Source organism: Pseudomonas sp. ADAK21 (genome assembly GCF_012935735.1).
Lineage (GTDB): Bacteria > Pseudomonadota > Gammaproteobacteria > Pseudomonadales > Pseudomonadaceae > Aquipseudomonas > Aquipseudomonas proteolytica.
The window spans coordinates 1,063,621-1,089,073 of record NZ_CP052857.1; the positions used below are offsets into that span (position 1 = coordinate 1,063,621).

Here is a 25,453-nt window from a genome sequence, read left to right on the forward strand (position 1 = left end):
AAATCTTATCTCTTCGAGAGCGGGGGCCTTTTGCCACTACACAACCTATGATAATTTCTTTATAACTAACCCTAGAATGGATTCATTAGAAATGCGTATAAAGAAATTACGATTATTTAACGGATATAAGCGCTTCCACGACCTTACTATTGACTTGGGTGAAACTCCCGCGAGAATCATTGCTTTGGTTGGACCCAACGGGAGCGGAAAAAGCAGCGTTTTAGATGGAATACTTTATCATCATCATGCTTACGGCGCGCTAGGAAATAAAGGTAACAAGGACCACACTTATCACTCAATGAACAATGACCCAGGGTTCAACTATCAAAGCGTTTCATTTGAGTTCACCACAGGTAGTTATTACGCTGCTAGAGAAAGCCGAAAGGGCAAAGAGAATACATTATTCTCCTTTCGGAGCCCTTACAGATACAACGCACATCTAAACGTCACTCAAAGTATGGCAGTTTCAGAAATATATCTAAATGCCTATGGTGCCAGTGCAGCGTCCGACCTTGACGACAAAATGGAAGAAAACTACCGCAGACTAAATATAAAATTCTCCAACTTCATGAATGAGACTGACTGCAAACCAAGCGAAGCAAAAGCAAAAATAATCGGAGACTTGAACAGCTCAATTAAAAACTGCTTAAATTTAGAAATAGACAATATTGGAAATATTGAAAGCAACCAAGGAACATTGTTTTTCAAAAAAAGCGACCACCCGAAAGTTTTTTCATTCAACGTTCTTTCCTCAGGTGAAAAAGAAGTAGTCGACATCCTATTAGACCTATACTTAAGACAAGATGAATATAACAATACTATATTTCTTTTAGATGAGCCCGAACTACATATAAACACATCCATTCAGAAAAACCTTATCAAAGAAATAAATAGGCTGATAGGGGCAGACTGTCAAATATGGCTAACAACCCACAGCATTGGGTTTATGCGGGCATTACAGGACGAACTTAAAGACGAATGCCAAATAATATACTTTGAAGACAGTTACAATCTTGCATCAGAAGTTAAAGTTTTGACTCCAGCCCCAAAAAACTCATCAATGTGGCGAAAAATATTTGGAGTGGCGCTAGACGATCTAACACATCTTTTAAGCCCAAAGCGGATTGTGTATTGCGAGGGACGCGATAGTCCTGGGGCGGGAGGTCGAGAACGTGGAATGGATGCCCAAGCCTACAACACTATATTTAATGAAACATACCCAGACACCTTGTTTATTTCTAGTGGAGGTAATACTGAATTAGACCAACGAAGTGATATCGCGATAGCAATACTATCTAAAGCGTTGCCTGGCTTGGAAATATTGGTCTTGAAGGACCGAGACTCCGGCTCTGGAAGATGCGTATCTCTTCAAGAAAGACAGCAATACCTTGACAACAACCTCGGGCACCATCGCATGCTCAATCGTTGGGAGATTGAAAACTATCTCTTCAGCAAAGATGCATTAATGAGCTATTGCGCGCACAATGATCTTTATTTCGACGAACTGGCGTATAACACAACCGTACACAACATCAACGATCAAAGCGTAAAAGAACTAGTAAATCACATTCGAAACTTCTGCAATATCAAGACAAACATAAACCCTGAAAAATTCAAATTAAATATCGCGGAGCATCTACCGAAGGATTCCGACACATACAGGGAACTGGAAGCCTCTATATTTCTTGAGAAGTAGCGAATATTTAGAACTAGCACGGCTTGCTTACATAAGCCGTGCATCCCTGCAAGCCACCTGACGCCCTTAATTAATCGCAACTACAAATGGCAAACTTTACCCCCCTATGCATTTAATAAATATTTCCCTCACAAACCTTCTCTTATCAACCTCACTCAACTGCATCCCCAAAGAACAATCATTAAGACAGCTTATCGACAAAAAAGAACACCATTAACATCCTTTTCCAACAAGGATTATATCAATCAGTTTTTTCTTTGACTGATGGGTATTTTGAAGATGAATACCTAACCACCAAAATCGAAATTGCCAGCAGCAACACACCACCACAAACGTAAAGAATTCCGGTATCCGGCGCATTATGATGAGAAACATCACTTATCAACAATCGAATCAATGCGGTTACGCCGATATACAATAAAAACCTCAAGGGCATGTGATTAGTTTTAAAATAAATGCCCGCCATGGCTAACAACTCTAGATAGATAAAGAGCAGCAAAATATCATCAACCGATATTTTCGGCTGTTGAAGCATACCTATAAATGTAGACACTCCAGCCCAAACGGTGATTAATCCAATTGCGAAGAGAGCAAGGTAATGAAACGTTTCTACAAATAAATTGCCAATCGAATCAGCACCACCATGCAGCTTTTTACGCAGACTTTCTGCCCATCTCACTTCTTGCGTCATCGTAACCACCACTGTTCAGAAATTGAGCGAATCAAACCAACCGCACGGTGCTTCAGGAGCAGGTCATGCACACCACCATGTCCCAGCGTTGCCAGGCCTTTTAAGCATCTGGTATCCACTACGAAGAATGTTAGTAACGTAGACCTTCGTCTTGAAATAGATCCCCACCATGGCGCCCAGCTCCAGGTAGATAAACAGCAACAGGATGTCATCAACGCTGATGCCACCTTTTTGCAACATGTCGATAAAGGTCAGCACAGCCGCATAGGCGGTGATTGCACCGATGCCAAACAGCGCTAGGTAGTGAAACGCCTCCACCGCCAGATTACCCAGGGAATCTGCGTTTGCGTGCAAGCTTTTGCGCACTTTGTCGGCCCACTTCATTTCTGTCATTACTCACCACCACTGTTTAAAAAATAGCCAACTGTTTGCCATTGCCTAAGCCATGCTTTGGCCCGGGGATAATGCCCGTTTGGCATGACGATTTCTCTGCATGCAGAAAGAAGGCCAGAGATTGCAGAATGAGATGATGGTGGAATGACAGGAGACACGCATACAGAAAAACACATTAACTCTGAGCCTCCGAGAGGCCGGTTTATCAGGGATACCGTTGGCGCGCATGCAAGACCGAGAGTACCCGGATGTAGTCCGTCACTTGATAAACAACCAGATAATTTGGATGAACCACCATCTCCCGCGTGCCGATAACACGTCCGGGTCGGTAAAGATGGGGCCTACGGGACAGAGCCAGTACAGAGGCTTCTATTGCCTGGTTTAGCTCAAGCGCTGCGACTAAATTGCGGTCGCTGATGTAACTAATAATTTGCTGGAGTTGCTCCCGCGCTGCGGGCGCCTACTCAATCAGCATCGCCTTTGTTGCGTTTGGATGCGATCAGGGCGCGCATCTCAGCCATCACCTGATCATGAGGAATACCTGGCCTTGGGTCATCAAGAGCGGCTTGCACCTTGGCGCGAAACCACCGGTCATAGCTGTCGGCCTGCTCTTCAGTCTCTGCGGGGGTAGCAGAAGAAAAGGAAGTGTCCATAAAAGCCTCCATTGTTGATGAAGAAGGAGTCTAGTCGTTGCTGTTTTGACTGACGTGCTCAAAGCGATGAAGTGAGTCTGGGGGTTGGGCATGGCGTATCTCTTCTAGATCGAATGGATATCCAGCACCGTCTGCCGCCAAGCAGATTGGGTGACGGACCGGTAAGAAGAAACCCAGCACCCCGCCTCTACACAGGAAAGCAGGCGTAAAAACACCAGCGTTCTTGTTGGGGGTTGTTGCGCTATCTTCTACCGGGCCGACAAGCCCAATCGCTGCATACGCAGCGCCCGAGGAAGGTAAGCCACCGGACAAATCCAGCGCAACCCCGGCAAGTTGTCAGAAATTTTCCTTTGTAGCAAAGCCCCATTTCCCGACTACATTAAAAAGCTGCTACCCAAACCCCTTGGATTGGCTTATCCTTTTAGCTGTATATAAATACAGTAGTCGCAATAGACAACTATCGTGAAGGCATGTGAGGTGGTGAATGGCCGTCGAAGTGGTATACCGCAGCAGCCGAGATCTGGAGCGTTTGTTCATGGATAAAGCCGAAGCTGACCGTCATGACAAGATGCTTGAACTCGCTGAGTTGCTCGCAGAAGTGTTGCAAAAAGCCGTGCCGTCCCTGAGTGAGCAGCAGGTGGAGGAAGCCGGGATCTACATGGCGAAGAATCGCGATGTGTTTGCCAAGGCGTTCAAGAGCCAACCGGACGCGCTGTCCGAGTTGCTGAACCCCGCGGCGGAATAAAGCCCGAATTGAACAGGCCCTGAATCGATGATTCAGGGCCTTTTTAATAAGTGCTAGGCGTACAGCAGGCGCTCGGCCAGTTCATCGGCGACCCGCGCGGGTGAGCGTTTTTCGGCTTGGGCGTGCGCGAAGATTTCGGTCAGGCGTGTACCGATGTTGGACAGGTGTGCGGTGATAGTCGCCAGGTCCGCGCCACCGTGCTTGAGGGCGACGTAGATCAGGCCGCCGGAGTTGATCACGTAATCCGGTGCGTAGAGTATGCCACGTGCCTCCAACTGGTCGGCCACTTGCAGGTGGGTCAGTTGCGCGCTGGCCGAGCCGGCCACGGCGGCGCAGCGCAGTTGGGCGACGCTCTGGCGATTGAGCACGGCGCCCAGGCCGCAGGGCGCGAGGATGTCGCACGGGGTGCTGAGCAACGCATCGTTGGCAATTGGGTGGGCGCCCAGTTGCTCCATGGCCAGTTGCACTTTGCCAGGGTCGATATCACTCACCAGCAATTCGGCGCCGGCGGCGTGCAGTTGTTCGGCCAGGGCGTAGCCGACGTTGCCCAGGCCCTGGATTGCCACTCGCAAGCCTTCCAGGTTGTCGCTGCCCAGGCGGGCCATGGCGGCGGTGCGGATGCCGGCGAATACGCCCATGGCCGCATGGGGTGACGGGTCGCCGGCGGCGGTGGTGCTGGTGACAAAACGTGTGTGCTGGGCGATGCAATCCATGTCGGCCACGGAAGTGCCGCTGTCGATGGCAGTGATGTAGCGGCCATCGAGCTGCTCGATACACCGGCCGAAGGCTTCGAACAACGCGGCGCGGCTTTCGACATGGGCGGGACGGATGATCACCGCGTTGCCGCCGCCTACCGGCAAACCGGCCAGCGCGGCTTTGTAGCTCATGCCCTGGGCCAGGCGTGCGGCGTCGGCCACGGCGCTTTCGTCGTCGGGGTAAGCCAGGTAGCGACAGCCACCCAGGGCCGGCCCCAGGCGACTGCTGTGAATGGCAATGACCGCCTTCAACCCGGTCACCGGGTCAACGCTCAGGTGCAGGGATTCAACGCGGGTGCTGTGCATGAGAGCAAACATCGTCGAGCTCCCGAATGACTGCTTGTAGTCGCCAAGTATAGGCCGCCGGGAAAAGGTTGCAGGAGCGCGCAGGAATAAGCAGCCCGTAATTACAGGCTTTGCGACATAACCAGGTAGGCCAGGTCCTAAGGGACTGGACGAAAGTTCTCGGCAAGGCTAAAACGGGACATCCGACGGAGAATGCAATGAATCCCCGCCAAGCCTTTTTCGACTGCCTGCACCGCTCGCCTCCGGCGCTGTTTGAAGCCGCCTTATGGATCGCTGCCGAGCACGACCCTACCGTAGAGCCACGGGCGATCCTGGCTGACTTCACTGTGCTGCACCAGCAGGTCAGCCTGGGCATGCCGCTGCTGCCGGCCGATGAACTGGGCCAGCCGTTGCTGCGGATAATGAATGACCTGGGGTTCGCCCAGGACGACTTCACCCCCTTGCGCCCCGCCGCCGCGCTGTTGGACAAGGTGTTGCAGCGCCGACGCGGGCAACCCCTGGCCCTGGGTCTGATTGCCCTGGAGTTGGCGCGGCGCCTGGGGATTCCCATGGCCGGGGTCAACTTTCCAGGGCACTTCCTGCTACGGGTGAGCGGTGCCGATCATTTGCTCGATCCCTGTGGCGGGCGACGGCTGTACCCCAACGACTGCCGCGAATTGCTGCAACGCCAGTACGGCCCCAATCTCAAGCTGCAAGCCGAACACTTGCGCAGCGCCGAACCGCGGCTGATCCTGCAACGGCTGTCGCGCAACCTGCGGCAACTGTACGTGGCCAATGACAATCACCTTGCGGCGCTGATCGATGCCGAACGGGTGCTGGAACTGGGCGACGCCAATGCCGCCGACTATCTGGCACGGGCCAGCCTGTACAAGCATCTGGATTGCCCGAATGCCGAGCGCTTCGACCTTGAGCATGCCCTGTTGCTCAGCGAGGATCCGGTGCAGCGACTCAGACTGACTGAACGCCTAGGCCACCTGCCACCTGGTGCGGTGGTGCATTGAAGGGGGGCGACCGTTAGACCGCGTCGCCCCCATCGCAGCCGCGCCGGGCTCGACAGTTCCCACAGGTAAGCATGGTGTTCTTCAGGTTTTGAGGATATCGCCACGCAGTGAATCGTTTGGCGCCTTGGCCTCAGGCGAACGCACCTGAATGATCAGTAACGCGGCAATCACCGCCGGAATCGCACAGAAGAAGAAAATCTGCTGCACCGGTACATGCATCGCCAGCAGCATGCTGCCAAACAGTGGCCCCAGGATCGAACCAAAGCGCCCGACACCCAACGCCCATCCCGTGCCCGTGGCACGCACGTGGGCCGGGTAGAAGTTGCTGGCAAACGCATTGAGGGTCAACTGGCCGCCAATGATGCAAAAGCCCGCCGCAAACACAAATGCCACCAGGTAACGCGGGTTGTCGTGATTGAGCCCCAGCAGAACCGTGCACAGCGCCGCTGCCGCCAGCACACCCGAGAGCAAGCGCACTTTGCTTTTCAGGCGGTCGGCAAACCAGGCCATGCCAATCGCGCCCAAGGTGCCGGCGAACAGGAACATCGAGGTCACCAGGTTGGCTTTATTCAAGGCCATGCCACTTTCCAGCAACAGTGACGGCAACCAGCTGATCATGAAATACAGCAGGATCAGGCTGACGAAAAAGGTCGACCAGATCAGCAACGTTGGCCGTGCATAACCATTGCGGAACAACTCCACCACCGTCAGTTTGCTGCCCTGTTCCTGGCGATTCTGTTGTTCGCTGGCCGCCGGTGCCTGCCAGCCGGGCAGCATGCGCGCCGTGACTTTCTGCAGGCGCGCATAGGGCGGCGCATCGCGCAACAAACGCGGTAAGGACTCAGGCAGCAGCCATGCCAGAAACGGGAACAACAGCAATGGCGTCACGCCACCGGCGAGGAACACCGCCTGCCAGCCGAAGCTGTCGATAAAGCCCGCCGCAACAAAACCACCCGCCGCCCCGCCGAACGAGAAGCCACAGGCCGCCAACGTCACCATCAAGGTGCGCATGCGTGGTGGCGAATATTCCGACATCAACGCCATGGCGCTGGGCATCGCGCCGCCCATGCCAATGCCGCAGATAAAACGCGCGACCATCAGCGTTTCGAGGGAATTGGCGAACACCATCAACACCGTGAGACTGGCGTAGATCAGTACGCAAGCGAGCAAAATACGGCGCACGCCGAAGCGATCAGCCAAGGGCGTCACGGCCAGCGAGCCGAGGGTCAGCCCCAGCAGGTTGGCACTGAACACAGGGCCGAAGGCGGCTTTTTCCAGGCCCCAGTCCTGGGCCAGGGCCGGGACCACGTAACCCAGCACCTGGGCATCGTAGCCATCGGTCACCAGCAACAACGCCAACAACAGAAGAATCAACCACTGATAGCGCGACACCGGACGGGCGTCGAGTGCCGCGCGAAAGCTGGCAATCTGATTGTGCATCGCAAGGTACCTGTTTTATTTTTATGGGGTATCACTTGTGGGAGCTGGCTTGCCTGCGATGGCGGTGTGTCAGTCAACACCGTCATCGCAGGCAAGCCAGCTCCTACATTGATCTAGGGGGTGTCAGGTTGGTTGGAGGGATGGGCCTGGATAAATGCAGGATGTTTGGCAGCCAAGGCTGCGACGCGCAGGATCCGTGGATAGCTGTCCAGCGCCACTTTGAAGCGCTCCGCCGCGTACAACTGAGGGATCAGAAAGGTATCCGCCAAGCCAGGCTGCTCGCCAAAGCAGTAACCCTGGTCGCCGATCAATTGCTCGACGGCGCCCAGGCCCTGGCTGATCCAGTGCCCGATCCATGCCAGCAACTGCGCTTCGTCATGCCCCCACTGGCGCAGGAGGTTCTGGGTGCTGGAGTTGTGCAGCGGGTGAATGTCACAGCCGATGATCGCGGCCACCGCGCGCTCATGGGCGCGGGTCGCCAGGTCCTCGGCCAGTAGCGCGGGCTGTGGATAACGTTCATCCAGGTACTCGATGATCGCCGGCGACTGGATCAGCAACTCGCCTTCATCGGTGCGCAAGGCCGGGACACGGCCCTGCGGGTTGATCGCCAGGTATTCGGGCTGGCGATTGGCGCCGCCCTTGGGTACCAGCAGGTTGACTGGCAGCGCGGTGAACGCCAGGCCCTTGAGGGCCAGGGCAATGCGCACCCGATAGGACGCCGTGGAACGGTAGTAGGTATAGAGTTCCATGCCCCTGCCCTCTTAGCGCGCCGCGACTACGGTGCCACGGCATTCGCCAAAGCCGATGGAGGCAAATCCATCACGCTGGCAGCGGGCACGCAGGATGATTTCGTCGCCGTCTTCAAGGAACTTGCGCACCTCGCCCGAGGCCAGTTCAATCGGCTTTTTCCCGCCTTCGGTGATTTCCAGCAAGCTGCCGAACTGGCCGGCCGCCGGGCCCGACAAAGTGCCCGAACCAAACAGGTCGCCCGCCTGCAATTGGCAGCCGTTGACACTGTGGTGCGCAACCATTTGCGCCACGGTCCAGTACATGTGCTGGGTGTTACTCAGGGTCAGGCGATGGGCCGGCAGGTTCTGCTCGCGCATCGCGGCGGTGGTGAGCAGTACTTCCAGTTCGATATCAAAGCCACCAGCGGCCTGGTCGCGGCTGTCCAGCAGGTACGGCAGCGGTTGTGGATCACCGGCCGGCCGCGCGGGCTGGGCCTTGCGGAACGGTTCCAGGGCTTCGGCCGTGACCACCCACGGCGAGATGCTGGTGATAAAGCTTTTGGACAGGAACGGCCCCAGCGGCTGGTATTCCCAGGCCTGGATATCCCGCGCCGACCAGTCGTTGAGCAGGCAGAAACCGGCGATATGCTCGGCGGCGTCGCCAATGGCAATCGAGTCGCCCATGGCATTGCCCTGGCCGATCCAGATGCCCAGTTCCAATTCATAGTCCAGGCGTGCGCACGGGCCGAAGGTCGGTTCGCTGTGGCCGGCTGGCAGGGTCTGGCCCTTGGGCCGACGCACCTCGGTGCCGGAGGTGCGGATGGTTGACGCACGACCGTGATAACCGATCGGCACGTACTTGTAGTTGGGCAGCAAGGGGTTGTCGGGGCGAAACAGTTTGCCGACGTTCTGCGCGTGCTCGATGCCGACGTAGAAGTCGGTGTAGTCGTTGATTTTCGCCGGCAGGTGCATCTGGCAATCGCTGGCCAGGGGCAACACCTGGGCGCCCAGGGCTTGCAACTTGGCCTGCTGGGCGCTGCCCTCGGCCAGCAATTCCAGCAGGCGCTCGCGCAGGGCAACCCGCGGGCCGCGGCCCAGTTCGAAGAAGGCGTTCAATTGGCCGCCTGCCATGGCGTCGATGGCGCGGCGCGCTTCACCGTCAAACAGCTCACGGGCGGCCTGCAGATCAAAAATATGCTCGCCAATCGCCACGCCACTGCGCGGCGCCGAACCGTTGAGGCTGAAGATGCCCAGGGGCAGGTTCTGCAGGGGGAAATCCGTGTGACCGTTGGCCGAGGCCACCCAACTACGGGTGAGAGTGGACTGAGTCATGGTTTATCTCCGATTCGGGTTGAAGGTTGCCGGCAACGTGGCCCAGCAAGCGTCGTAAGTGTTTTGCAGTTGCGGGCAGTCCAGGGCGAACCGGGTCGGGCGCAGCACCTGGCTGGTCTCGAACATGAAGGCCATGGTGTTATCGATCTTGTGCGGCGCCAGGTCCACGGCGATGGCCTTGGTGCAGGTCTCACCATCCGGGCCGTGGGCGCTCATGCAGCTGTGCAGCGACGCGCCGCCCGGCAGGAAGCCTTCGGCCTTGGCATCGTAGGCGCCCTGGATCAGGCCCATGTATTCGTTCATCAGGTTGCGGTGGAACCACGGTGGCCGGAAGGTGTTCTCGGCCACCATCCAGCGCGGCGGGAAGATCACGAAGTCGAGGTTGGCCAGGCCATGGACGCTGGTGGGCGAGGTCAACACGGTGAAGATCGACGGGTCCGGGTGATCGAAACTCACCGTACCGATGGTGTTGAAGCGGCGCAGGTCGTATTTGTACGGCACGTTGTTGCCATGCCAGGCCACCACGTTCAGCGGTGAGTGGTCCAGGGTGCAGCCCCACAGCTCGCCGAGGAACTTCTGCACCAGGGGCGTGGGTTGGGACAGCTCTTCGTAGTGGGCGACCGGGGTCAGGAAGTCCCGCGGGTTGGCCAGGCCATTGCTGCCGATCGGCCCCAGGTCCGGCAGGCGCAGCGGTGCGCCGTGGTTTTCGGCAACGTAGCCGTGCGCCTGGGCATCCAGCAGTTCGACGCGAAATTTCAGGCCCCGAGGCAGCACGACGATTTCCAGCGGCTCGACCTCCAACACGCCCAACTCGGTGGCGATGCGCAGGCGGCCTTGCTCGGGAACGATCAACAGTTCGCCATCGGCGTTAAAGAACACGCGCTCCATGGAGCGGTTGGCGCGGTAATGATAGATGCTGATGCCTGAGGGCTTTTCGGCGCCGGAGTTGGCCACCATGGCCACCAGCCCATCGATAAAGTCGGTGGGTTCTACGGGAACATCCAACGGGTTCCAACGCAGGCGGTTAGGCGTGACCTCACCCAGCGGGCCACCGGCCAGTTGCCGTTCCAGTTTGACGAATGCCGGGTGATTGGCCGACGGCTGGATGCGATACATCCAGGTGCGCCGGGCTTCGCTGCGCACCATAGTGAAGGCGGTGCCGGAGAACAGCTCGGTGTACAGCCCGTAGGGCGCTTTTTGCGGGGAGTTCTGGCCGACCGGCAGTGCACCTGGCAAGGCTTCGCTGGCGAATTCATTGCCAAAGCCCGATTGATAATCGAGGGTCATGGATCGTCCTCAGTAAGGAAGTTGTTTTTATCGTAATCCAGTTACGCATAACGTAATTTGCTCCGTATCGACCGTCAAGCTATAAAGACCGCCATTCGTCTTTGGGACACACGTTCTCCATGGAAAAGCCGCCCGCCCCCCGCGACACCGGTAAACAGAAAGTCCGCTCGGCCGAAGTCGGCACCGACATCCTCAAGGCTCTGGCCGAACTGTCGCCGGCCACCTCCCTGTCGCGCCTGGCCGAACATGTGCAGATGCCCGCCAGCAAGGTCCACCGCTACTTGCAGGCCCTGATTGCCTCGGGCTTTGCCGAGCAGAACACCGCCACCAACCATTACGGCCTGGGTCGCGAGGCCCTGCGCGTGGGGCTGGCGGCGCTGGGTAGCATGGATGTACTGAAAGTCGCCACCCTGCCCCTGGCGCAGTTGCGCGATGAGTTGAATGAAACCTGCTTTCTCGCGGTGTGGGGCAACCACGGCGCGACCGTGGTGCATATCGAACCGGCCGTACGCGCGGTCACGGTGGTGACGCAACTGGGGTCGGTGCTGCCGCTGCTCAGCTCCTCAACCGGGCTGGTGTTCAGCGCCTTCTTGCCAGAGCGCGAAACCGTAGACCTGCGCGCGCAGGAGATCGAGGCCGGCACCGCCCATGCGCTGGCGGACGACCAGGCGTATAGGCAGGCCTGTGAGCAGATTCGCCAGCGTGGCCTGCACTTTGTGCATGGCTTGCTGATGCCGGGGGTCGATGCGCTGTCGGCGCCGGTGTTCAACGCGATGGGGCAGGTGGTGGCGGTGATGACCGTGGTGGGGCCAACCTCGTTGTTCCATGCCGATGAAGATGGGCCGGCGGCCAGGCAATTGCTTGCGGCGAGCCAGGCGGTGAGTTGGCGGATGGGGTATCAGCCCTGACCGCACGCACGCGGGTAAATGTGGGAGACCCCACTACCTCTTCGACTTAGCGCTGTCGCGCATCAAACTGGATTCCCTGTGGCGAGCGGGCTTGCCCCGCGCTGGGCTGCGCAGCAGCCCCAAAACCAATCTCTGCGCAGTATCTGGTACACCGCATTCGTCCTTTATTAGGGGCGCTACGCGCCCAGCGCGGGGCAAGCCCGCTCGCCACAAAAAACAGTCACTTAAGTAAAAAATTTAATCCTTTAAAATCAACAATTTATTTTATGTTTGATAAGAGCTGGCTTGCCTGCTCCTGCATGCTGAGCTGCGTTGCTTGAAAATCAGGCCATCAGGCCCAGGGTCTTGGCCTTGGCCACCGCCTGGGTGCGGCGCTCCACCCCCAGCTTGCTGTGGATCCGCCGGGCATGGGTCTTTACGGTGTGCAGCGAGATAAACAACAGATCGGCAATTTCCAGGTTGGAGTTGCCCAGCGCAATCAGTTGCAGCACCTCCAATTCCCGCTGGCTCAGGGGGTTTTCTCCAGGTGCCGCCACCGCCTCTTGAGGTTCAAGCCCCAACTCACAGAGCAACCCCGGCTGGCGCAGGCGCAGTTCACGCACCGCCTGCTGCACCTGGCAGCGCGCCGCCAGGGCCAGCCCGGTTTGCAGCGAGCGCACCGCGTTCGCTCGCTCGCCCAGTTGCCAGGCCACCTCGCCCAACACCAAGTGCAGTTCCACCTCCAGGCATTGCATGCCGCGCTCGCGGGCAGTGTCGAGCAAGGCTGTGAGCCGCTGGATGGGCTGCTCGGCCTGGCGCAGTTTGACTTGGGCCAGCACCAACAGGTATTCCAGCCGGGGGATCAGTTCCAGGGTCGCCGGCGGTGCCTGTTTGGCCTGGGGGCCGTGATAGTGGCGCAGCACCCGGCTGACCGCTTCCTGGGTCAGCTCGGCCCGCCCCTGCTGTAACCAGAAATGCCCGCTGAGCAAGAGCAACACCGCCCGGTACACCGTGTCGGGCACGTGCCGGCGTTGCATCAGGCGTTCGGCGTCACGTAGCTGGATAAACGCCTGGGCGTAATCACCACGATTGGCCGCCAGCATCGCCATCCCAAGGAAACCATAGAGCACACGCTTGTCCTGGCTGTGCAAGCACATGCCCAGGCCGGCTTCGAGGCACTCGGTGGCCAACGCATCATGCCCCTGGCGCAAGGCCAGGTGGCCACGGCGCAAGGCTATCCGGCCCATCAATGGCCCGGCCTTGAGGCGCTGCTGCACCAGCATCGCCTGCACACCTTCCAACAGGCTCTGGGCCCGGTACGGTGCGCCTCGCTGTTCCAGCAGCTGCGCATGGTCAAGTTCCAGCACCGCCTCCAACAGCAACGAACCGTTGGCCCGCGCCAGGCACAACGCCTCACGGTTGAGGGCCTGGGCCACGTCCAGTTCGCCGCGCAGCAACGCTTGCTGGGTCAGGCCCGACAAGCACATTAACCGCGATGTCCAGGCGCTGTCCGGCAAGTCATTCAACGCCTCCAGAAAATGCCCGCGCGCAGGTACCGCGTCGCCCCCAAGATGCAACAACCACCCCCACTGCGCCTGCCAGCGCGCCAGCAGATGCCGTTGCAGGGCGGCCGTAGGTTGCGGGGTGAAGCGCGCCAGTTGGTCGATACATTGCGCGGCCTGGTCGAAACGCCCGGCAAACAGCAAGGCGGCGGTGACCAGCCCCACCAGTTGCGCCGAGCCGAGCATCAACTCGTCGCCATGTTGCTCATGCAGGCGCAACAACAGCACGGCGTTTTGCTGGCGGAACAAGTCTTCAAAGCTGAAGTGCTCCAACAGGCTGACCGCCACTTCGTATTCTTCAGCCAACAGCGCCTGCTCAAACGCCGCCTGCCAGTCCTGGGCCGCGGTGAACCATTGGCAGGCGCGCCGATGCCAGGAGCGCCGGGCCGGCCACGGTTCGTCGCGCAGCAACTGGGCCAGGGGCGGGAAGACCTGCAGCCAGTCTGGCGAGTCGTCCCAGGGCTCGATGAACGCACCCAGGGCCTGAAGGTCGCGCAGGTAGTCGGCGCCATCGCCAAACCCGAACAAGTGCTCGCACAGTCCCGGGTTGAAACGCGGCAGATGTGCCAGGACGCGCCAGGCTTCCTCCAGTTCTTCGGGCAACGTGCTGAACAACTCGTGCTGCAGGTAATCGAGCAAGGTTTGCGAACGCCCATGCCAGGCGCCGCTGTCGGGATGGTTGTCGCCTTCGAGCAGGGCGATACGCACGCCTGCGCACCAGCCCGCAGAAAATTGCAGGACTTTGTCGGCAGACTGCCCAGCAGCGGCGTGGTGATCGAGCAGTTGCTGGACCTCGCGCTGATCGAACGCCAACTCGGTGCCGCCCCATTCCCACAGCTCATCATCGAGCAGCAGCCGCGGCCAATTGCACGCCGGCCGACGTCGCGCGCCCAGCCACCAGGTCAAGGCCGGGCTACTCGAGGCCAGCAGCCGATCGAGCAAAGCATCCAATGCGGGCGCCGCCACCCGGCAATAGTCATCGAGAAACAGCCAGGCTGGCGTTTGCCAGCGGCTCAGGTCCAGCAACAAGCTGGCTTCATCGACAAACGCCAGGCCCAGGCTTTGTGCCAGGCGCTGGCACAGAGCATGAGGGTCCAATGCCGTACCGTTGAGCGCCAACCAATACACCTGGCAGCTCGCCGGTGCCTGCTGGGCGCATTCAGCCAGCAAGGCGCTCTTGCCGCTGCCGGCCGGCGCGCACAGCAACCTTACCCGCGCCTGCGTCCCTAGCAACGGGTCGGCCAGGCGGGGGCGCAGCAAATGGTGGGAAGACAAACGTGGCATGAATCCAGGACGATCCAGGCGACGGGTCATGGCGGTCATTACAGCGTCCCTTTTTTATTTTTATGCGGCGTGCGGCCTACCGTAGTCCCCTCGATGGGCGTTGTTGAAGAAGTATTCAGCGGGCTGATTGCCGGGCATAAAAAAGCCGGGCTTCAAAACAAGCCCGGCACGATCAAAGGTAAGCCAGCTCCCACAATGATTGGGTCTACAACCTTGGATCAGCGGACGCCCGAGGCGCGCAGGGCCGAGGGGGTGTAGTCCGCCGCCTTGGCATTGAAGCCGAACACAAAACTGCTCTTCTCCTCGTTCTTCATGCCCAGGGCGATGTAGCGCCCGGCGATGATGTCGTACAGGGTCTCAACGGTGTAGGCCGGGGTCTGGTGGTTGTAGTAGAACTGCGCGTGACCTTCGGCAACGCGCCACAGTTGGCCACGACCGTCGTAGTGATCCACCAGCGCCACCTGCCAGCTGTCTTCATCGATGTACATATGGCGCTTGGCGTAGATGTGCCGCTCGCTCGGCTTGACGGTGCCGACCACCTCCCAGACCCGGTGCAGTTCGTAGCGGGTCAGGTCCTGGTTGATATGCCCGGCCTTGATGATGTCGTCGTACTTGAGCGTAGGCGAGTCGAGCTTGTAGGCGTTGTAGGGAATGTACATTTCCTTCTTGCCCACCAGCTTCCAGTCGTAGCGATCTGGCGCACCGGAGAACATGTCGAAGTTATCCGAGGTACGCAGGCCGTCGGACGCGGTGCCCGGCCCGTCGTAGGCCACTTGCGGTGCGCGGCGTACGCGGCGTTGGCCGGCGTTGTAGATCCACGCCAGGCGCGGTTCCTTCACCTGGTCGAGGGTTTCGTGTACCAGCAGCACGTTGCCCGCCAGGCGCGCGGGGGCGGTGACCGACTGTTTGAAGAACGTCAGCACGTTGGCGCCCTTGGCCGGGTCCATGTCGGGGATCAGTTGCGGCACCGCCACTTCTTCTTCAAAGCGGATCGGCGTGTAGCTGCCGTTGGTCTGCGGTGTGGCCTGGGTGATGATGCGCCGCAGGTTGCCGCCGTGGTAACGGGTGATGTGGTTCCACAACACCTCGACGCCAGTCTTCGGGATCGGGAAGGCGTAGTAACGGTTGCCGGTGAAGTTCTCCAGGCCGTTGCCGTCGTTGATCGACTTGACGTTGAGTGCGCTGCGCTTGATCGACTCGTAGATATCGTCGGGCAGGTTGACCGTGCGGTGGGTGGTGTAGACCGGGATTTTGTAAGTCTCGGGGTAACGTTTGAACATCGCCACCTGGCCATCCGACAGCTTGTCCTTGTACTTGTCGACCGTGGCGGCGGTGATCACAAACAGCGGTTTTTCATTGGCGAACGGGTCGGCCAAAAAGCCCTTGCTGTCGACTGCACCGGCGTTTTTCGGGATGCCACCGGTCCAGGCCGGGATCGAGCCATCGGCATTACCGGCCATTTGCGCGCCGACCGGAGTCAAGGTGGTCCCAAGCTTGGCGGCTTCTTCCGCTGACACGGCAGCCATCACGTTGGCGGCCAACAGGCTGAGGGCCAGTACGCCGCACTGCAAAATCATCTTACGCATGGTTATTGTCCTTGTTCTTTTTTAGCCGAATCAGAAGTTCACGCCAAAGCTGAGGGCGAGGAAGTCACGGTCGGTCAGGGTGTTGTAGTCACCGCCAAAAAAGTCGGTGTAGCTCAAGCTCGCGGTGTAGGTGTTGCGATAGTCCGCATCGACCCCGACGCTGAGCGCCTTGGCCCCCTCGTTGAACAGGCCGTTGGGGCCATAGCCCTTGACGTCATGGGACCAGGACAGGTTGGGCTTGAGGTTGATCCCGGCGATCACGTTGTTGTAATCAAGAATGGCCCTGGCGCGATAACCCCAGGACGTCGCCGTGACGAAGCCGTCGGTATCACCACCAAAGCCGTACTGGCCGTAGACCGAATCGCGGCCGTAGCGCAGCTTGGTTTTGTTCTCCAGCCCGCCCACCCGCACGATGGCCGCCTCGCCCACTACAGTCAGGCGTTCGGCGCCCAGCACCTGGTCGAAGAACTGGGTCATGGTGGTTTGGAACTGGGTGATTTCCTTGCGCCGGTAGCCGGTGTTGTCGGCACCGAATGAGCTGCGAATGGGTGACACGGTGTTACCGGCAATCGGGTTGACCAGGGCCAGGGTCAGGTCTGTGGTGTTGAGTTGCACTGGCGCGTTGGGGCGGTAGCTGATTTCCCCGGTCCAGGCCGTGCCGGTGGGCAAGGTGGTGGAAAAGCTGGCGCCGTACAGGCGGATGTCTTCCGGGTAATCCAGGTAGTACTGGCCGCGTCCGAGCATCACGCTCTGCGCCAGGCCGGCGCCACTGCCGGGGGCAATGCCGTTGGCGGTATTGATGATATTGCCGATGGTCGCAAGGTTAGTGTTGGCCGTGAGCGTGCCCACGGTCGGCGTGCGGCTGTGATAATTCATGAAGTACAGGCCGTACTCGGTGTCATCGCCGAGCCAACGCAACGCCATGCCGAACTGCCCGGAATCCCGTGCATCACGGTCGGCGGCGCGGCGCACGATCACCCCTTCATCGGTCACGCCAAACCCCTGGCCAAACGCGGCGGCCACCGGTTGCAGCGGGCGGATCGCCGGGCTGCCGACGGTGTAGTTGTCGGTGCAGCCATCGGCCGCCACGTCGCCACCAAAGAAGGTGCCGCAGTTATCCAGCACCGTCTGGTCCCATTCCAGTTGGTAGAAGCCTTCCACGGTCAGTTGGTTGGTCAGGCCCTGGGAGGCGAACAGCATGTTCACCGGAATCAGGCCTTCCTTGATCTCGGCGCCGGGCCGGCGGAAGGCCGAGACGTCGATAGGGTTGATGCTGTTGATGGAGTTGCCGATGAAGGTACTTTCGCCCCAGCTGACCACCTGTTTACCGGCGCGCACGGTGCCCGGCAAATCCCACAGGGAGTAGTTGTGATAGACGAAGGCATCGAGGATCTGCGCCCCGCTGGATTTGGAGCCTTCCTTGCGGTTGTGGTCGCTGATGGGCTTGAACTCGCGGTCTTCGTCCTTGAGTTCGAAGTCGTACCAGTATTTGCCCCGCACAAACACACCGGTATCGCCGTACTTGAGCTCCAGGTCGTGCAGGCCCTTGAAGATTTTCGAGAAGGTCTCGCCTTTCTTGAAGTTCAAGCGCCCGTCATCCCCAGTGGAGGCCTGGCCACTGCCGCCATTGACCGTGCCCACCAGCTTGCGGTCGGCATCGCGCATGCCCCAGCTGGCACCTACCGACAGCGACGAATCGAATTGCCCCTCGATCTCGCCGATGTTGAATGAAACAGCCTGCGCCTGAACGCAGCAACCCAAAGCAACCGCAGCGGCCAGCGCCTGTGGCCTGAAGATGGCGCGCATTGTTGTTTTTGTCATGCGTCTTCCCCGGTGGTGTGACAGAAGGCCCCACCCTACTGCCCGCCATCAGGAGCGATAAGCGCACCAAGGAGGTATTCGTTTTGTCGCTCGAAAGGATTAGCGCAGGCTCTAGCGCGGGTCTTGGCGGGGCTATCGACGTAGTGGATGAAGGGTTATCAAGAGAATGGATAACCCCACGCCCCCTGTAGGAGCGAGCTTGCTCGCGAAGAACGTGAGTACACCGCGTTAAACCAGACAAAACGCGTCATCGTTCACGTTTTTCGCGAGCAAGCTCGCTCCTACAGGGGGTAGTCACTGTTGTTGTTTTGGTAATAGTCCTTGTCCTGAATCAGTATTTTTCATTCCGCTACAAGGGACTATTCTTACCGGGCTTTCAGAACAAACCATCCGTTTCTTGAAAGCCAGTCTTCAACAGATTGAAGCGAATTTTCAGTCTGTTACCCGTGTTCACTGACGTTGATTTGTAGCTCCTTGATCCAACGTCTTACTTCGGCCGCTGCGTATGCAGCGGCCTTTTTTATGCCTGAAACAAAGCGGGGCGCCATCAGCGCCCCGCAGGATTGAATGTTTTTCAGGTAACGATCAGAGGCTGTATTTCTGCAGGTTGTCCATCATCTCTTTCAGGGCTTCGATGTTGTCCTTGGGATGGGCCGCCCCTTCAAAGTCGCAGATCTGCTGCCAGTGCGCCGCCACATCCTCTGGCGAGAAGCCGGCCTCGGGATCAAAGCCCACGCCCAGGCTGCGCTCCCAACGGGTCTTGCCAATCCAGCCGCCCCCCACTTCGAACAGCCCGGAAGTTTCCTGGCACGCCTCACTGCCCAGGTACACCACCAGCGGGCTGACCAGCTCGGGCTTGAGGCGCTCGAACACCTGTGGCGGGATCAGGCCTTCGGTCATGCGCGTACCGCCCGTGGGCGCGATGGCATTGACCAGGATGTTGTTCTTGCGCCCTTCCAACGCCAGGGTGCGGGTCAGGCCATACAGGCCGAGCTTGGCCATGCCGTAGTTGGACTGGCCGAAGTTGCCGTAGATGCCCGACGTCGACGCGGTGAAAATCACCCGGCCATAACCCTGCTCGCGCATATGCGGCCAAGCAGCGCGGGTGACTTTGTAGGCACCTTCGACGTGCACGCGGTAAACCAGGTCCCAGTCGCCGTCCTCCATTTTATGAAAGGTCTTGTCGCGCAGGATCCCGGCGTTGTTCACCACCACGTCGATGCGGCCAAATACATCGAGGGCGTGTTGCACGATCTTTTCGCCGTCGGTCACCGAATCATGGTTGGCCTCGGCAATGCCACCGGCCTCGCGGATCTCGGCCACTACGCGGTCGGCGGCCGAGGCGTTGGCGCCTTCGCCCTGAGTCGAGCCGCCAAGGTCGTTGACCAGTACCTTGGCCCCGTGCCTGGCGAACAGCAGCGCATGGGCACGACCCAAGCCACCACCGGCCCCGGTAACGATCACGACTTTATCTTGGAACTGCACAGACTCACTCATAGGGAACTCCAGCGAAGACAGTGGACGATGGGTTGAGTGTCAGGCACGGAGCTTGTGGTCACAATAAATACGGGCGGGGGTGAATGGTGCGCAATAAGGTACGGGGATGATCGGCTCGTGTAGAAGCTGGCTTGTGTGGGAGCGGGCTTGCCTGCGATTGCATCACCTCGGTGCAACTGACTTACCGAGGTACCCGCATCGCAGGCAAGCCCGCTCCTGCATAAGCCAGTTCCCATAGGCGATCCTGGTTGCTTTCAATGCCCTCGCGAAACGCCAGGTAATGCTTGAGCACCTGGACCGGCGCCTCCACCTGCGGGTAGTGGCCGATATTGGCCAGCAATACCGTGTCGGCATCCGCTATCAGCTCGCGGTAGCGCGCGACCATATGCCCGCCGGAAATCGGGTCTACCTCGCCATCGATCACCCGCAACGGTACTTCGCCGCGTTGCATGGCCGCCACCCAGCGCTCGCGTTGTTGACGGCGCTGGGGGATGTAGGCGATGAGTTTGTGCAGGATCCGTGGGCCGTCGTTGTTTTCGATCAGGCTCCAGAAGTCATCCAGCGCGCTTTCGCTGGGGCGGGTGCCGGGGCCGAAGATCTGCTTGAAACTGTCAGCCAGGGCGTTGCGCCCGAATGCACGGCCGATCATCCAACCCAAGGGGCTGAGCAATAGTTTTTGCACCAGCGCCGCGCGGTGGGTCTCGGGGAAGAGCCCGCCATTGAGAAAGACACAACTGGCCAGCTGGAAGCTGCCCTCGTAGTGCCGGGCGAGCAGTTCCTGGGCCACGCTGTCGCCGTAGTCATGGGCCATGATATGCACCGGCTGCTGCACGCGCAGATGGGCCAGCAGGGCCTGTTGCAGATCAGCCTGCTCCAGCAGGCAATAGGTGTGGTCCAGGGGCTTGGCCGAGTCGCCAAACCCGAGCATGTCGCAGGCAATCACCAGGTTGCGCTGGGCCAGGGGCTGCCAGAGGTAATGCCAGTCCCAACTGGCGCTGGGGAAACCGTGGATCAGCAACAATGGCTCGCCCTGGCCGGCCACCCAGTAACGGATGGTCTGCCCGCGAAAAACAAAACTCTGCCCGCGTTTGCGCCAGGCACGCAGCGGAATCTCGGCCAGTGGCATTAGAGTCGGTATCCAGGGTCTTGTTTATCGAGTTTGCGCAACAGCGCCGGCCAGGCCAATGCACCACCCATGCCTTGGGCGCTTTTGGTTACGCCAGCGATCATCGCCTTGGCCCCCGCCAGAATCTGCGGCTCGATGGCGATCAATTCGGCCCCGCCGTTTTGCGCCAGTACCTGGATATCGCAGGCGCGCTGGAAGGTGAACATCATCAGGAAGGTATCGGCGATGGTCGCCCCGCAGGTCAGCAGGCCATGGTTGTGCAGCATCAGAAAATTGTTCGGCCCCAGGTCGGCTTGCAGGCGGGCCTTTTCCTCGTGGTTCAGCGCGACGCCTTCGTAGGCGTGATAGGCCAGGCTCGACAGCACGAACAGCGACTGCTGGCTGATGGGCAACACGCCCTGCTTCTGCGCCGACACCGCCACGCCGGCTGCGGTATGGGTGTGCAGCACGCAGACCACGTCGTGACGTACTTCGTGTACCGCGCTGTGAATGGTGTAGCCCGCCGGGTTGATCTCGTAGGGGCTGTCCATCAGTTTGTTACCGGCCTGGTCGACCTTGACCAGACTGGAGGCGGTGATCTCGTGGAACATCAGCCCGAAGGGGTTGATCAGGAAGTCTTCAGTGCCCGGAACCTTGGCCGAGATGTGGGTGAAAATCAGATCATCCCAACCATGCATGGCCACCAGGCGATAGCACGCGGCCAAGTCTATGCGGGCCTGCCATTCGGCAGCGCTGACCTGGTCTTTAACACTCTGTGTCGATTGAACGGGGGCTAGGCTCACGGCAATGACCTCGACGCTGTGGTGTTTTTATTATTTTTAGACTGAAGGGCCAGTCTAGTCAGACCTCGGGCACGCCGTAGTTGCGTTGGCAGCCAGCTTGATGACCGAGCGAGTCAACCGTGAGGATAGTTCGGATTCGTACAACGTGGTGTCAGAGAAGCGACGCCAATAAAGGTGCGGCGAACAGGTTGAGCAAGCCCGTAAGCACCATCACCAAGCCCGCCACCGAGCCCTCTTCGCCGCCTACTTCATGGGCACGACTGACGCCAGCACCGTGGGCGCCCACGCCAAACAACGCGCCCCGCGCCAGGGCACTGCGCAGCGGCAGCCACTTGAGCAGCACCCCGCCAAGCAGGGCGCCGAACACGCCGGTGAACATCACGAATACCGCCGTGAGTTCCGGCACGCCGCCCAGGTCGTGGGCCAGGGGCATGGCAAAGGGCGTGGTGATCGAGCGCGGCACCAATGACAGGGTGACCGAACTGTCCAAGGCCAACGCCTTGGCCAAGCCGAAAGAAGTCCCGATGGACGCCGCGCTACCCGCCAGCATGCCCAGCAGCAATGCCGACCAGTGGCGCATCAATAACTGGCGCTGCTGCCAGATCGGGATGGCGAACGCCACCGTCACCGGTCCCAGCACCAGCATCAGCCAATGGGTGTCGGTGGCGTACTCGGCATAGGCGGTGTTCAGCGGCACGGCCACCGCCAACAGCAGCGCGGGCACCAGGATCAGCGGCGATAGCAGGTAACGCCCGGTGCGCCGGTAGATCCAGCGGCTGAAACCGTAGGCCACAAGGGTCAGGGCCAGCCAGAACAATGGCATCAGTTCAAGCTTCATGGCGCAGCTTCCAGCGGCAGACGAGTTCAACGGTAAATGCCGTGACCAACATCACCATCAGGGTGCTAAGAGCGATCACCAACATGATGCGCCAACCGTCATGGCGCATCAGCCCACCGTAATCGAGCAGGCTCATCAATGCCGGGATAAAGAACAGCAGCATTTCCGCCATCAACATGCCAGCGCCCAATTGCAGGGCTGCGGGCTTGATCAGGCCACTGGCGAACACCAGCAACAGCAGGCCCAGGCCGATGACCCCGCCTGGAATCGGCCAGGCCAGCCACAAAGCCACTTGGCATCCCAGCAGGTAAATCGCCAGCAATACCAGCAACTCAACCAGCAACCGGCACACATATTTGAAGGTGAAACGTTTAGTAGACATGGGTTCCTCGCAGGCCCCCATGTTAAAGAGCCCCCTGGCATCCCCAAAGCGAATTGTTAGACTGCAAGCCATTCCAATCTGGAATTACCGTAATGGAATTCAAACAGCTGCGCAGTTTTATCGAAGTGGTTCACCGTGGCGGCTTTACCCAGGCCGGGAGAACCCTGCATATCAGCCAGTCCGCGGTGAGCAAGCAAGTGGCGCAACTGGAGCAAAGCCTGGGTACGCCGCTGCTCGACCGCATTGGCTCGCAGGTGCGCCTGACCGCCGCCGGGCACGTGGTGCTGCAACGGGCCGAGGCGATGCTGCGCCTGCAAACCGAATTGTTGAGCGAGTTGGACGACTTGAACCAGTTGACCCGTGGCGAGTTGCGCATGGGCCTGCCGCAACTGGGGGGCGACACACTGTTTGCCGAGTTGTTTGCCGAATATCGGCGACGCTATCCCAATGTCAGCATCCAATTGCTTGAGGGCGGCAGTCGCAATATCGAGCAGGCGATCCTCGCCGGGGAACTGGACGTAGGCGGCAGCTTGTTGCCCACCGATCCGGCGTTTGCCTGGCAAGCCTTCTGTGATGAACCACTGGATGCGCTGCTGCCCGTGGACCACCCGCTGGCGCAGCGTGGGCAGATTGGCTTGGAGGAATTGGCCGACACGCCGTTTTTGATGTATCAGCGCAGCTTTGTGCTCAATGACCGGCTGCTCCAGGCTTGCCAGCAAGTGGGCTTCACACCCCGGGAAAGCGGGCGCAGCGGCCAGGCGGATTTTCTCGTGGCACTGGTGGCTGCCGGCCAGGGCGTGGTGCTGCTGCCCAGTGTGGTCGCGCGCGGCCTGGAGCGCCCTGGCGTGGTGCGCCTGACACTCAGGGCGCCCGAATTCCTACGCTGGGACATCGCTTTTATCTGGCGCCAGGGCGCCTATCTGTCGAAAGCCGCCCTGGCCTGGCTGGCGTTACTACGCGAGTACCCGATCAGCCGCGCAGTGCCGTGACCAGCTCTGCCAGCCATGGCTCGGCATCGGCTTCCGGGGTGACGCTTTCGCTGGCATCCAGGCGCAGCATCGGCAGCACTTCGCGTACGCCCAACTCGCCGAACAGCTCGCGCATCTGCTCGCCGCCGCCACAAAATGTGTCGCCATAGCTGGCATCACCCAGGCCGATCACCGCACCTGGCAAACCGCGCCAGGCGGCGGGCAGTTGATCGCGGATTGTCGAATACAGCGGCATCAGGTTGTCTGGCAATTCGCCCATGCCGGTGGTGGAGGTTACGGCCAGAAAGGCGTCCGGGGCGAAGGCCTGCACATCGGCCAGGGTCGCCCGCGGGTTATGCCAGGCCTCGAACCCGGCTGCGTTGAGGAGACCCATGGCGTGGCGGGCAACTTCTTCGGCCGTGCCATAGACCGAGCCGGAAAGGATGGCGACTTTCATCAATCTGATCCTGTAGTTGAGTGAAAACCTGGGATATTAGCAGTTGGCAGCCGCGTGAGTTGCCTTACACTACGAAATCCACAAACACGCTATGGATCGCTCAATGATCAACGCCAAGCTGATGCAGATGGTGATCAATGCCTCTAACGACGGGATCACCGTGGCTGAGAGGGAGGGCAAGGACAAGCCCCTGATTTACGTGAACCCGGCCTTCGAACGCATGACCGGCTACAGCCTGGACGACATCCTTTACCAGGATTGCCGCTTCCTGCAATCGGGTGACCGTGACCAGCCGGCCCTGATGGCCATCCGCGAAGCCCTGGACACTGGCGGCGCGTGCCGGGAAATCCTGCGCAACTTCCGCAAGGACGGCACGCACTTCTGGAATGAGCTGTCATTATCGACGGTTTACAACCAGGCCGATCAGCAGACGTACTTCGTTGGCGTGCAAAAAGATGTAACGGTTCAGGTCAAGGCCCAGCAGCGTGTAGCCCAGCTTGAAGCCCAGGTGGCGCAGCTTACAGCCGAGCTGGCAGCACTCCGGGCGACGAGCGGATCTAACAAACTTTAGAAAACACGGTCTTTAGGGTGATAATCAGTTTAATCACGCCTTTCCTTGAGCCACATCAATGCAACGCGACACGCTCTTGACCCAGGACGAACTGGACTTCATCCAGAACATGCACCACAACCCGCAACTGAATGTGCGGGATGTGTCGTCGAGCCTGACGGTCAATGGCGGCGCGCAGATCCGCGATTTGCTCACGCGCCTTGCGGCCCATGAACAGGTGACGATCCAGGCGCAGTTCGATAACCAGCAGATGACCTTCCCCCTGCAATTGGTGGAGGACGAGTTTCATGCCCTGCACCTGCGCCTGGGAGTACCGAGCATTTTCGAGGACGGGCCAATGATCCGGCCTTGGCGCCTGGTCCTCGAAGAGCCGGTCGCCCTGGAAAACGTCAAGGGCCAGCCCGGGGCGCTATGGGTACATGAAGTATCGTTCAAGGGCTTGCTGGTGCAGTCCCGTGGCCGTAGCAAACCACCCAGGACTTTCTCGATGTGGTTCAGCCCGTCCGGCTACGAGAGGATTGCGGTGCGTGGCACGCTGGAGCGCGAGACCGCTCGCGGGCTGTTTGCCTACCGCTTGAGCCAGGGTGATGTGGATGAAACCGAGCGCCTGCGCCAGTTCATCCTGCAACAGCACCGCCTGGCCCACCCTGAGGTGCATGCCTGAT

At 59.4% G+C, this 25,453-nt stretch carries 23 protein-coding genes and 2 pseudogenes; 7 read left to right on the plus strand and 18 right to left on the minus strand.

Annotated elements, in window-relative coordinates; translation table 11 throughout:
• The first annotated feature begins 91 nt into the window (after positions 1 to 91).
• Positions 92 to 1,696: an AAA family ATPase gene (locus tag HKK57_RS04915; RefSeq protein ID WP_169391176.1), complete on the plus strand. Its 1,605-nt coding sequence runs from the start codon at positions 92 to 94 to the stop codon at positions 1,694 to 1,696.
• A gap of 241 nt (positions 1,697 to 1,937) precedes the next feature.
• Here HKK57_RS04915 and HKK57_RS04920 read toward each other — a convergent pair whose 3' ends face one another.
• The 4 genes and pseudogenes from HKK57_RS04920 to relB all read right to left on the minus strand — a co-directional run bounded on the left by HKK57_RS04920 (position 1,938) and on the right by relB (position 3,433).
• Positions 1,938 to 2,387, minus strand: coding sequence for a phosphate-starvation-inducible protein PsiE (locus tag HKK57_RS04920; protein WP_122456862.1), 450 nt, complete (start codon positions 2,385 to 2,387; stop codon positions 1,938 to 1,940).
• Between the two features lie 147 nt (positions 2,388 to 2,534).
• Positions 2,535 to 2,771, minus strand: a pseudogene (locus tag HKK57_RS04925) (phosphate-starvation-inducible protein PsiE); the annotation flags it as partial.
• A 214-nt stretch (positions 2,772 to 2,985) separates the two neighbouring features.
• A pseudogene (locus HKK57_RS04930) lies at positions 2,986 to 3,237 on the minus strand (type II toxin-antitoxin system RelE/ParE family toxin); the annotation flags it as partial.
• 7 nt (positions 3,238 to 3,244) lie between these two features.
• On the minus strand, positions 3,245 to 3,433 hold the full coding sequence (gene relB / locus HKK57_RS04935) for a type II toxin-antitoxin system RelB family antitoxin (protein ID WP_169389857.1): 189 nt from the start codon (positions 3,431 to 3,433) through the stop codon (positions 3,245 to 3,247).
• Positions 3,434 to 3,917: 484 nt separating this feature from the next.
• Between relB and HKK57_RS04940 the strand changes: the two genes are divergently transcribed.
• Entirely contained in the window at positions 3,918 to 4,178 is a 261-nt protein-coding gene (locus HKK57_RS04940) for a YebG family protein (protein ID WP_003188807.1), read from the plus strand.
• Between the two features lie 53 nt (positions 4,179 to 4,231).
• Here the strand turns inward: HKK57_RS04940 and HKK57_RS04945 are convergent, their stop codons facing one another.
• Positions 4,232 to 5,251, minus strand: coding sequence for a Leu/Phe/Val dehydrogenase (locus HKK57_RS04945; protein ID WP_029295541.1), 1,020 nt, complete (start codon positions 5,249 to 5,251; stop codon positions 4,232 to 4,234).
• A gap of 185 nt (positions 5,252 to 5,436) precedes the next feature.
• Here HKK57_RS04945 and HKK57_RS04950 point away from each other — a divergent pair, with 185 nt between their 5' ends.
• Positions 5,437 to 6,240, plus strand: a complete 804-nt coding sequence (locus tag HKK57_RS04950) for a SirB1 family protein (protein WP_029295542.1) — start codon at positions 5,437 to 5,439, stop codon at positions 6,238 to 6,240.
• Between the two features lie 81 nt (positions 6,241 to 6,321).
• Here HKK57_RS04950 and HKK57_RS04955 read toward each other — a convergent pair whose 3' ends face one another.
• From HKK57_RS04955 to hmgA, 4 genes are all read right to left on the minus strand, one after another.
• Complete coding sequence (locus tag HKK57_RS04955; RefSeq protein WP_169389858.1) at positions 6,322 to 7,680, minus strand: MFS transporter; 1,359 nt, start codon at positions 7,678 to 7,680, stop codon at positions 6,322 to 6,324.
• 113 nt (positions 7,681 to 7,793) lie between these two features.
• Positions 7,794 to 8,429, minus strand: a complete 636-nt coding sequence (gene maiA, locus HKK57_RS04960; protein ID WP_070996829.1) for a maleylacetoacetate isomerase — start codon at positions 8,427 to 8,429, stop codon at positions 7,794 to 7,796.
• Between the two features lie 12 nt (positions 8,430 to 8,441).
• A complete protein-coding gene (gene fahA / locus HKK57_RS04965) occupies positions 8,442 to 9,740 on the minus strand; it encodes a fumarylacetoacetase (protein WP_154907766.1) in 1,299 nt (432 codons plus the stop codon).
• 3 nt (positions 9,741 to 9,743) lie between these two features.
• Positions 9,744 to 11,027 carry a homogentisate 1,2-dioxygenase gene (hmgA, locus tag HKK57_RS04970; RefSeq protein WP_169389859.1) on the minus strand — a complete coding sequence of 428 codons (1,284 nt, stop codon included), beginning with the start codon at positions 11,025 to 11,027 and terminating at the stop codon, positions 9,744 to 9,746.
• A 119-nt stretch (positions 11,028 to 11,146) separates the two neighbouring features.
• On the opposite strand from hmgA, the gene HKK57_RS04975 reads away from it, so the two are divergent.
• A complete protein-coding gene (locus tag HKK57_RS04975) occupies positions 11,147 to 11,935 on the plus strand; it encodes an IclR family transcriptional regulator (RefSeq protein WP_070996823.1) in 789 nt (262 codons plus the stop codon).
• 323 nt (positions 11,936 to 12,258) lie between these two features.
• On the opposite strand, the gene HKK57_RS04980 is transcribed toward HKK57_RS04975, so the two are convergent.
• The 8 genes from HKK57_RS04980 to HKK57_RS05015 all read right to left on the minus strand — a co-directional run bounded on the left by HKK57_RS04980 (position 12,259) and on the right by HKK57_RS05015 (position 22,792).
• Positions 12,259 to 14,799, minus strand: coding sequence for a LuxR C-terminal-related transcriptional regulator (locus HKK57_RS04980; RefSeq protein WP_169389860.1), 2,541 nt, complete (start codon positions 14,797 to 14,799; stop codon positions 12,259 to 12,261).
• Between the two features lie 179 nt (positions 14,800 to 14,978).
• A complete protein-coding gene (locus tag HKK57_RS04985) occupies positions 14,979 to 16,346 on the minus strand; it encodes a DUF1329 domain-containing protein (RefSeq protein ID WP_169389861.1) in 1,368 nt (455 codons plus the stop codon).
• Positions 16,347 to 16,376: 30 nt separating this feature from the next.
• Positions 16,377 to 18,167: a DUF1302 domain-containing protein gene (locus HKK57_RS04990; RefSeq protein WP_029295552.1), complete on the minus strand. Its 1,791-nt coding sequence runs from the start codon at positions 18,165 to 18,167 to the stop codon at positions 16,377 to 16,379.
• A gap of 585 nt (positions 18,168 to 18,752) precedes the next feature.
• A complete protein-coding gene (locus HKK57_RS04995) occupies positions 18,753 to 19,664 on the minus strand; it encodes an SDR family oxidoreductase (protein ID WP_029295554.1) in 912 nt (303 codons plus the stop codon).
• A gap of 181 nt (positions 19,665 to 19,845) precedes the next feature.
• Complete coding sequence (locus HKK57_RS05000) at positions 19,846 to 20,790, minus strand: alpha/beta fold hydrolase (RefSeq protein ID WP_050492893.1); 945 nt, start codon at positions 20,788 to 20,790, stop codon at positions 19,846 to 19,848.
• Positions 20,790 to 21,572: a class II aldolase/adducin family protein gene (locus HKK57_RS05005; RefSeq protein ID WP_070996818.1), complete on the minus strand. Its 783-nt coding sequence runs from the start codon at positions 21,570 to 21,572 to the stop codon at positions 20,790 to 20,792. Before HKK57_RS05005 ends, HKK57_RS05000 begins: the two co-directional genes overlap by 1 nt.
• Before the next feature lie 151 nt (positions 21,573 to 21,723).
• The gene (locus HKK57_RS05010) at positions 21,724 to 22,410 is read right to left on the minus strand and encodes an LrgB family protein (RefSeq protein WP_029295559.1); all 687 of its coding nucleotides are present in this window, start codon (positions 22,408 to 22,410) and stop codon (positions 21,724 to 21,726) included.
• The gene (locus HKK57_RS05015) at positions 22,400 to 22,792 is read right to left on the minus strand and encodes a CidA/LrgA family protein (RefSeq protein ID WP_029295561.1); all 393 of its coding nucleotides are present in this window, start codon (positions 22,790 to 22,792) and stop codon (positions 22,400 to 22,402) included. Before HKK57_RS05015 ends, HKK57_RS05010 begins: the two co-directional genes overlap by 11 nt.
• 92 nt (positions 22,793 to 22,884) lie before the next feature.
• Here HKK57_RS05015 and HKK57_RS05020 point away from each other — a divergent pair, with 92 nt between their 5' ends.
• The gene (locus HKK57_RS05020; RefSeq protein WP_029295563.1) at positions 22,885 to 23,781 is read left to right on the plus strand and encodes a LysR family transcriptional regulator; all 897 of its coding nucleotides are present in this window, start codon (positions 22,885 to 22,887) and stop codon (positions 23,779 to 23,781) included.
• Here the strand turns inward: HKK57_RS05020 and HKK57_RS05025 are convergent.
• On the minus strand, positions 23,762 to 24,217 hold the full coding sequence (locus HKK57_RS05025; protein ID WP_104911624.1) for a flavodoxin: 456 nt from the start codon (positions 24,215 to 24,217) through the stop codon (positions 23,762 to 23,764). The genes HKK57_RS05020 and HKK57_RS05025 overlap by 20 nt on opposite strands.
• A 103-nt stretch (positions 24,218 to 24,320) precedes the next feature.
• Here HKK57_RS05025 and HKK57_RS05030 point away from each other — a divergent pair, with 103 nt between their 5' ends.
• Together HKK57_RS05030 and HKK57_RS05035 are read left to right on the plus strand one after the other, a co-directional pair.
• Positions 24,321 to 24,788, plus strand: a complete 468-nt coding sequence (locus HKK57_RS05030) for a PAS domain S-box protein (RefSeq protein ID WP_169389862.1) — start codon at positions 24,321 to 24,323, stop codon at positions 24,786 to 24,788.
• 58 nt (positions 24,789 to 24,846) lie between these two features.
• Positions 24,847 to 25,452 carry a hypothetical protein gene (locus tag HKK57_RS05035; protein ID WP_070996812.1) on the plus strand — a complete coding sequence of 202 codons (606 nt, stop codon included), beginning with the start codon at positions 24,847 to 24,849 and terminating at the stop codon, positions 25,450 to 25,452.
• The last annotated feature ends 1 nt before the right edge of the window (position 25,453 follow it).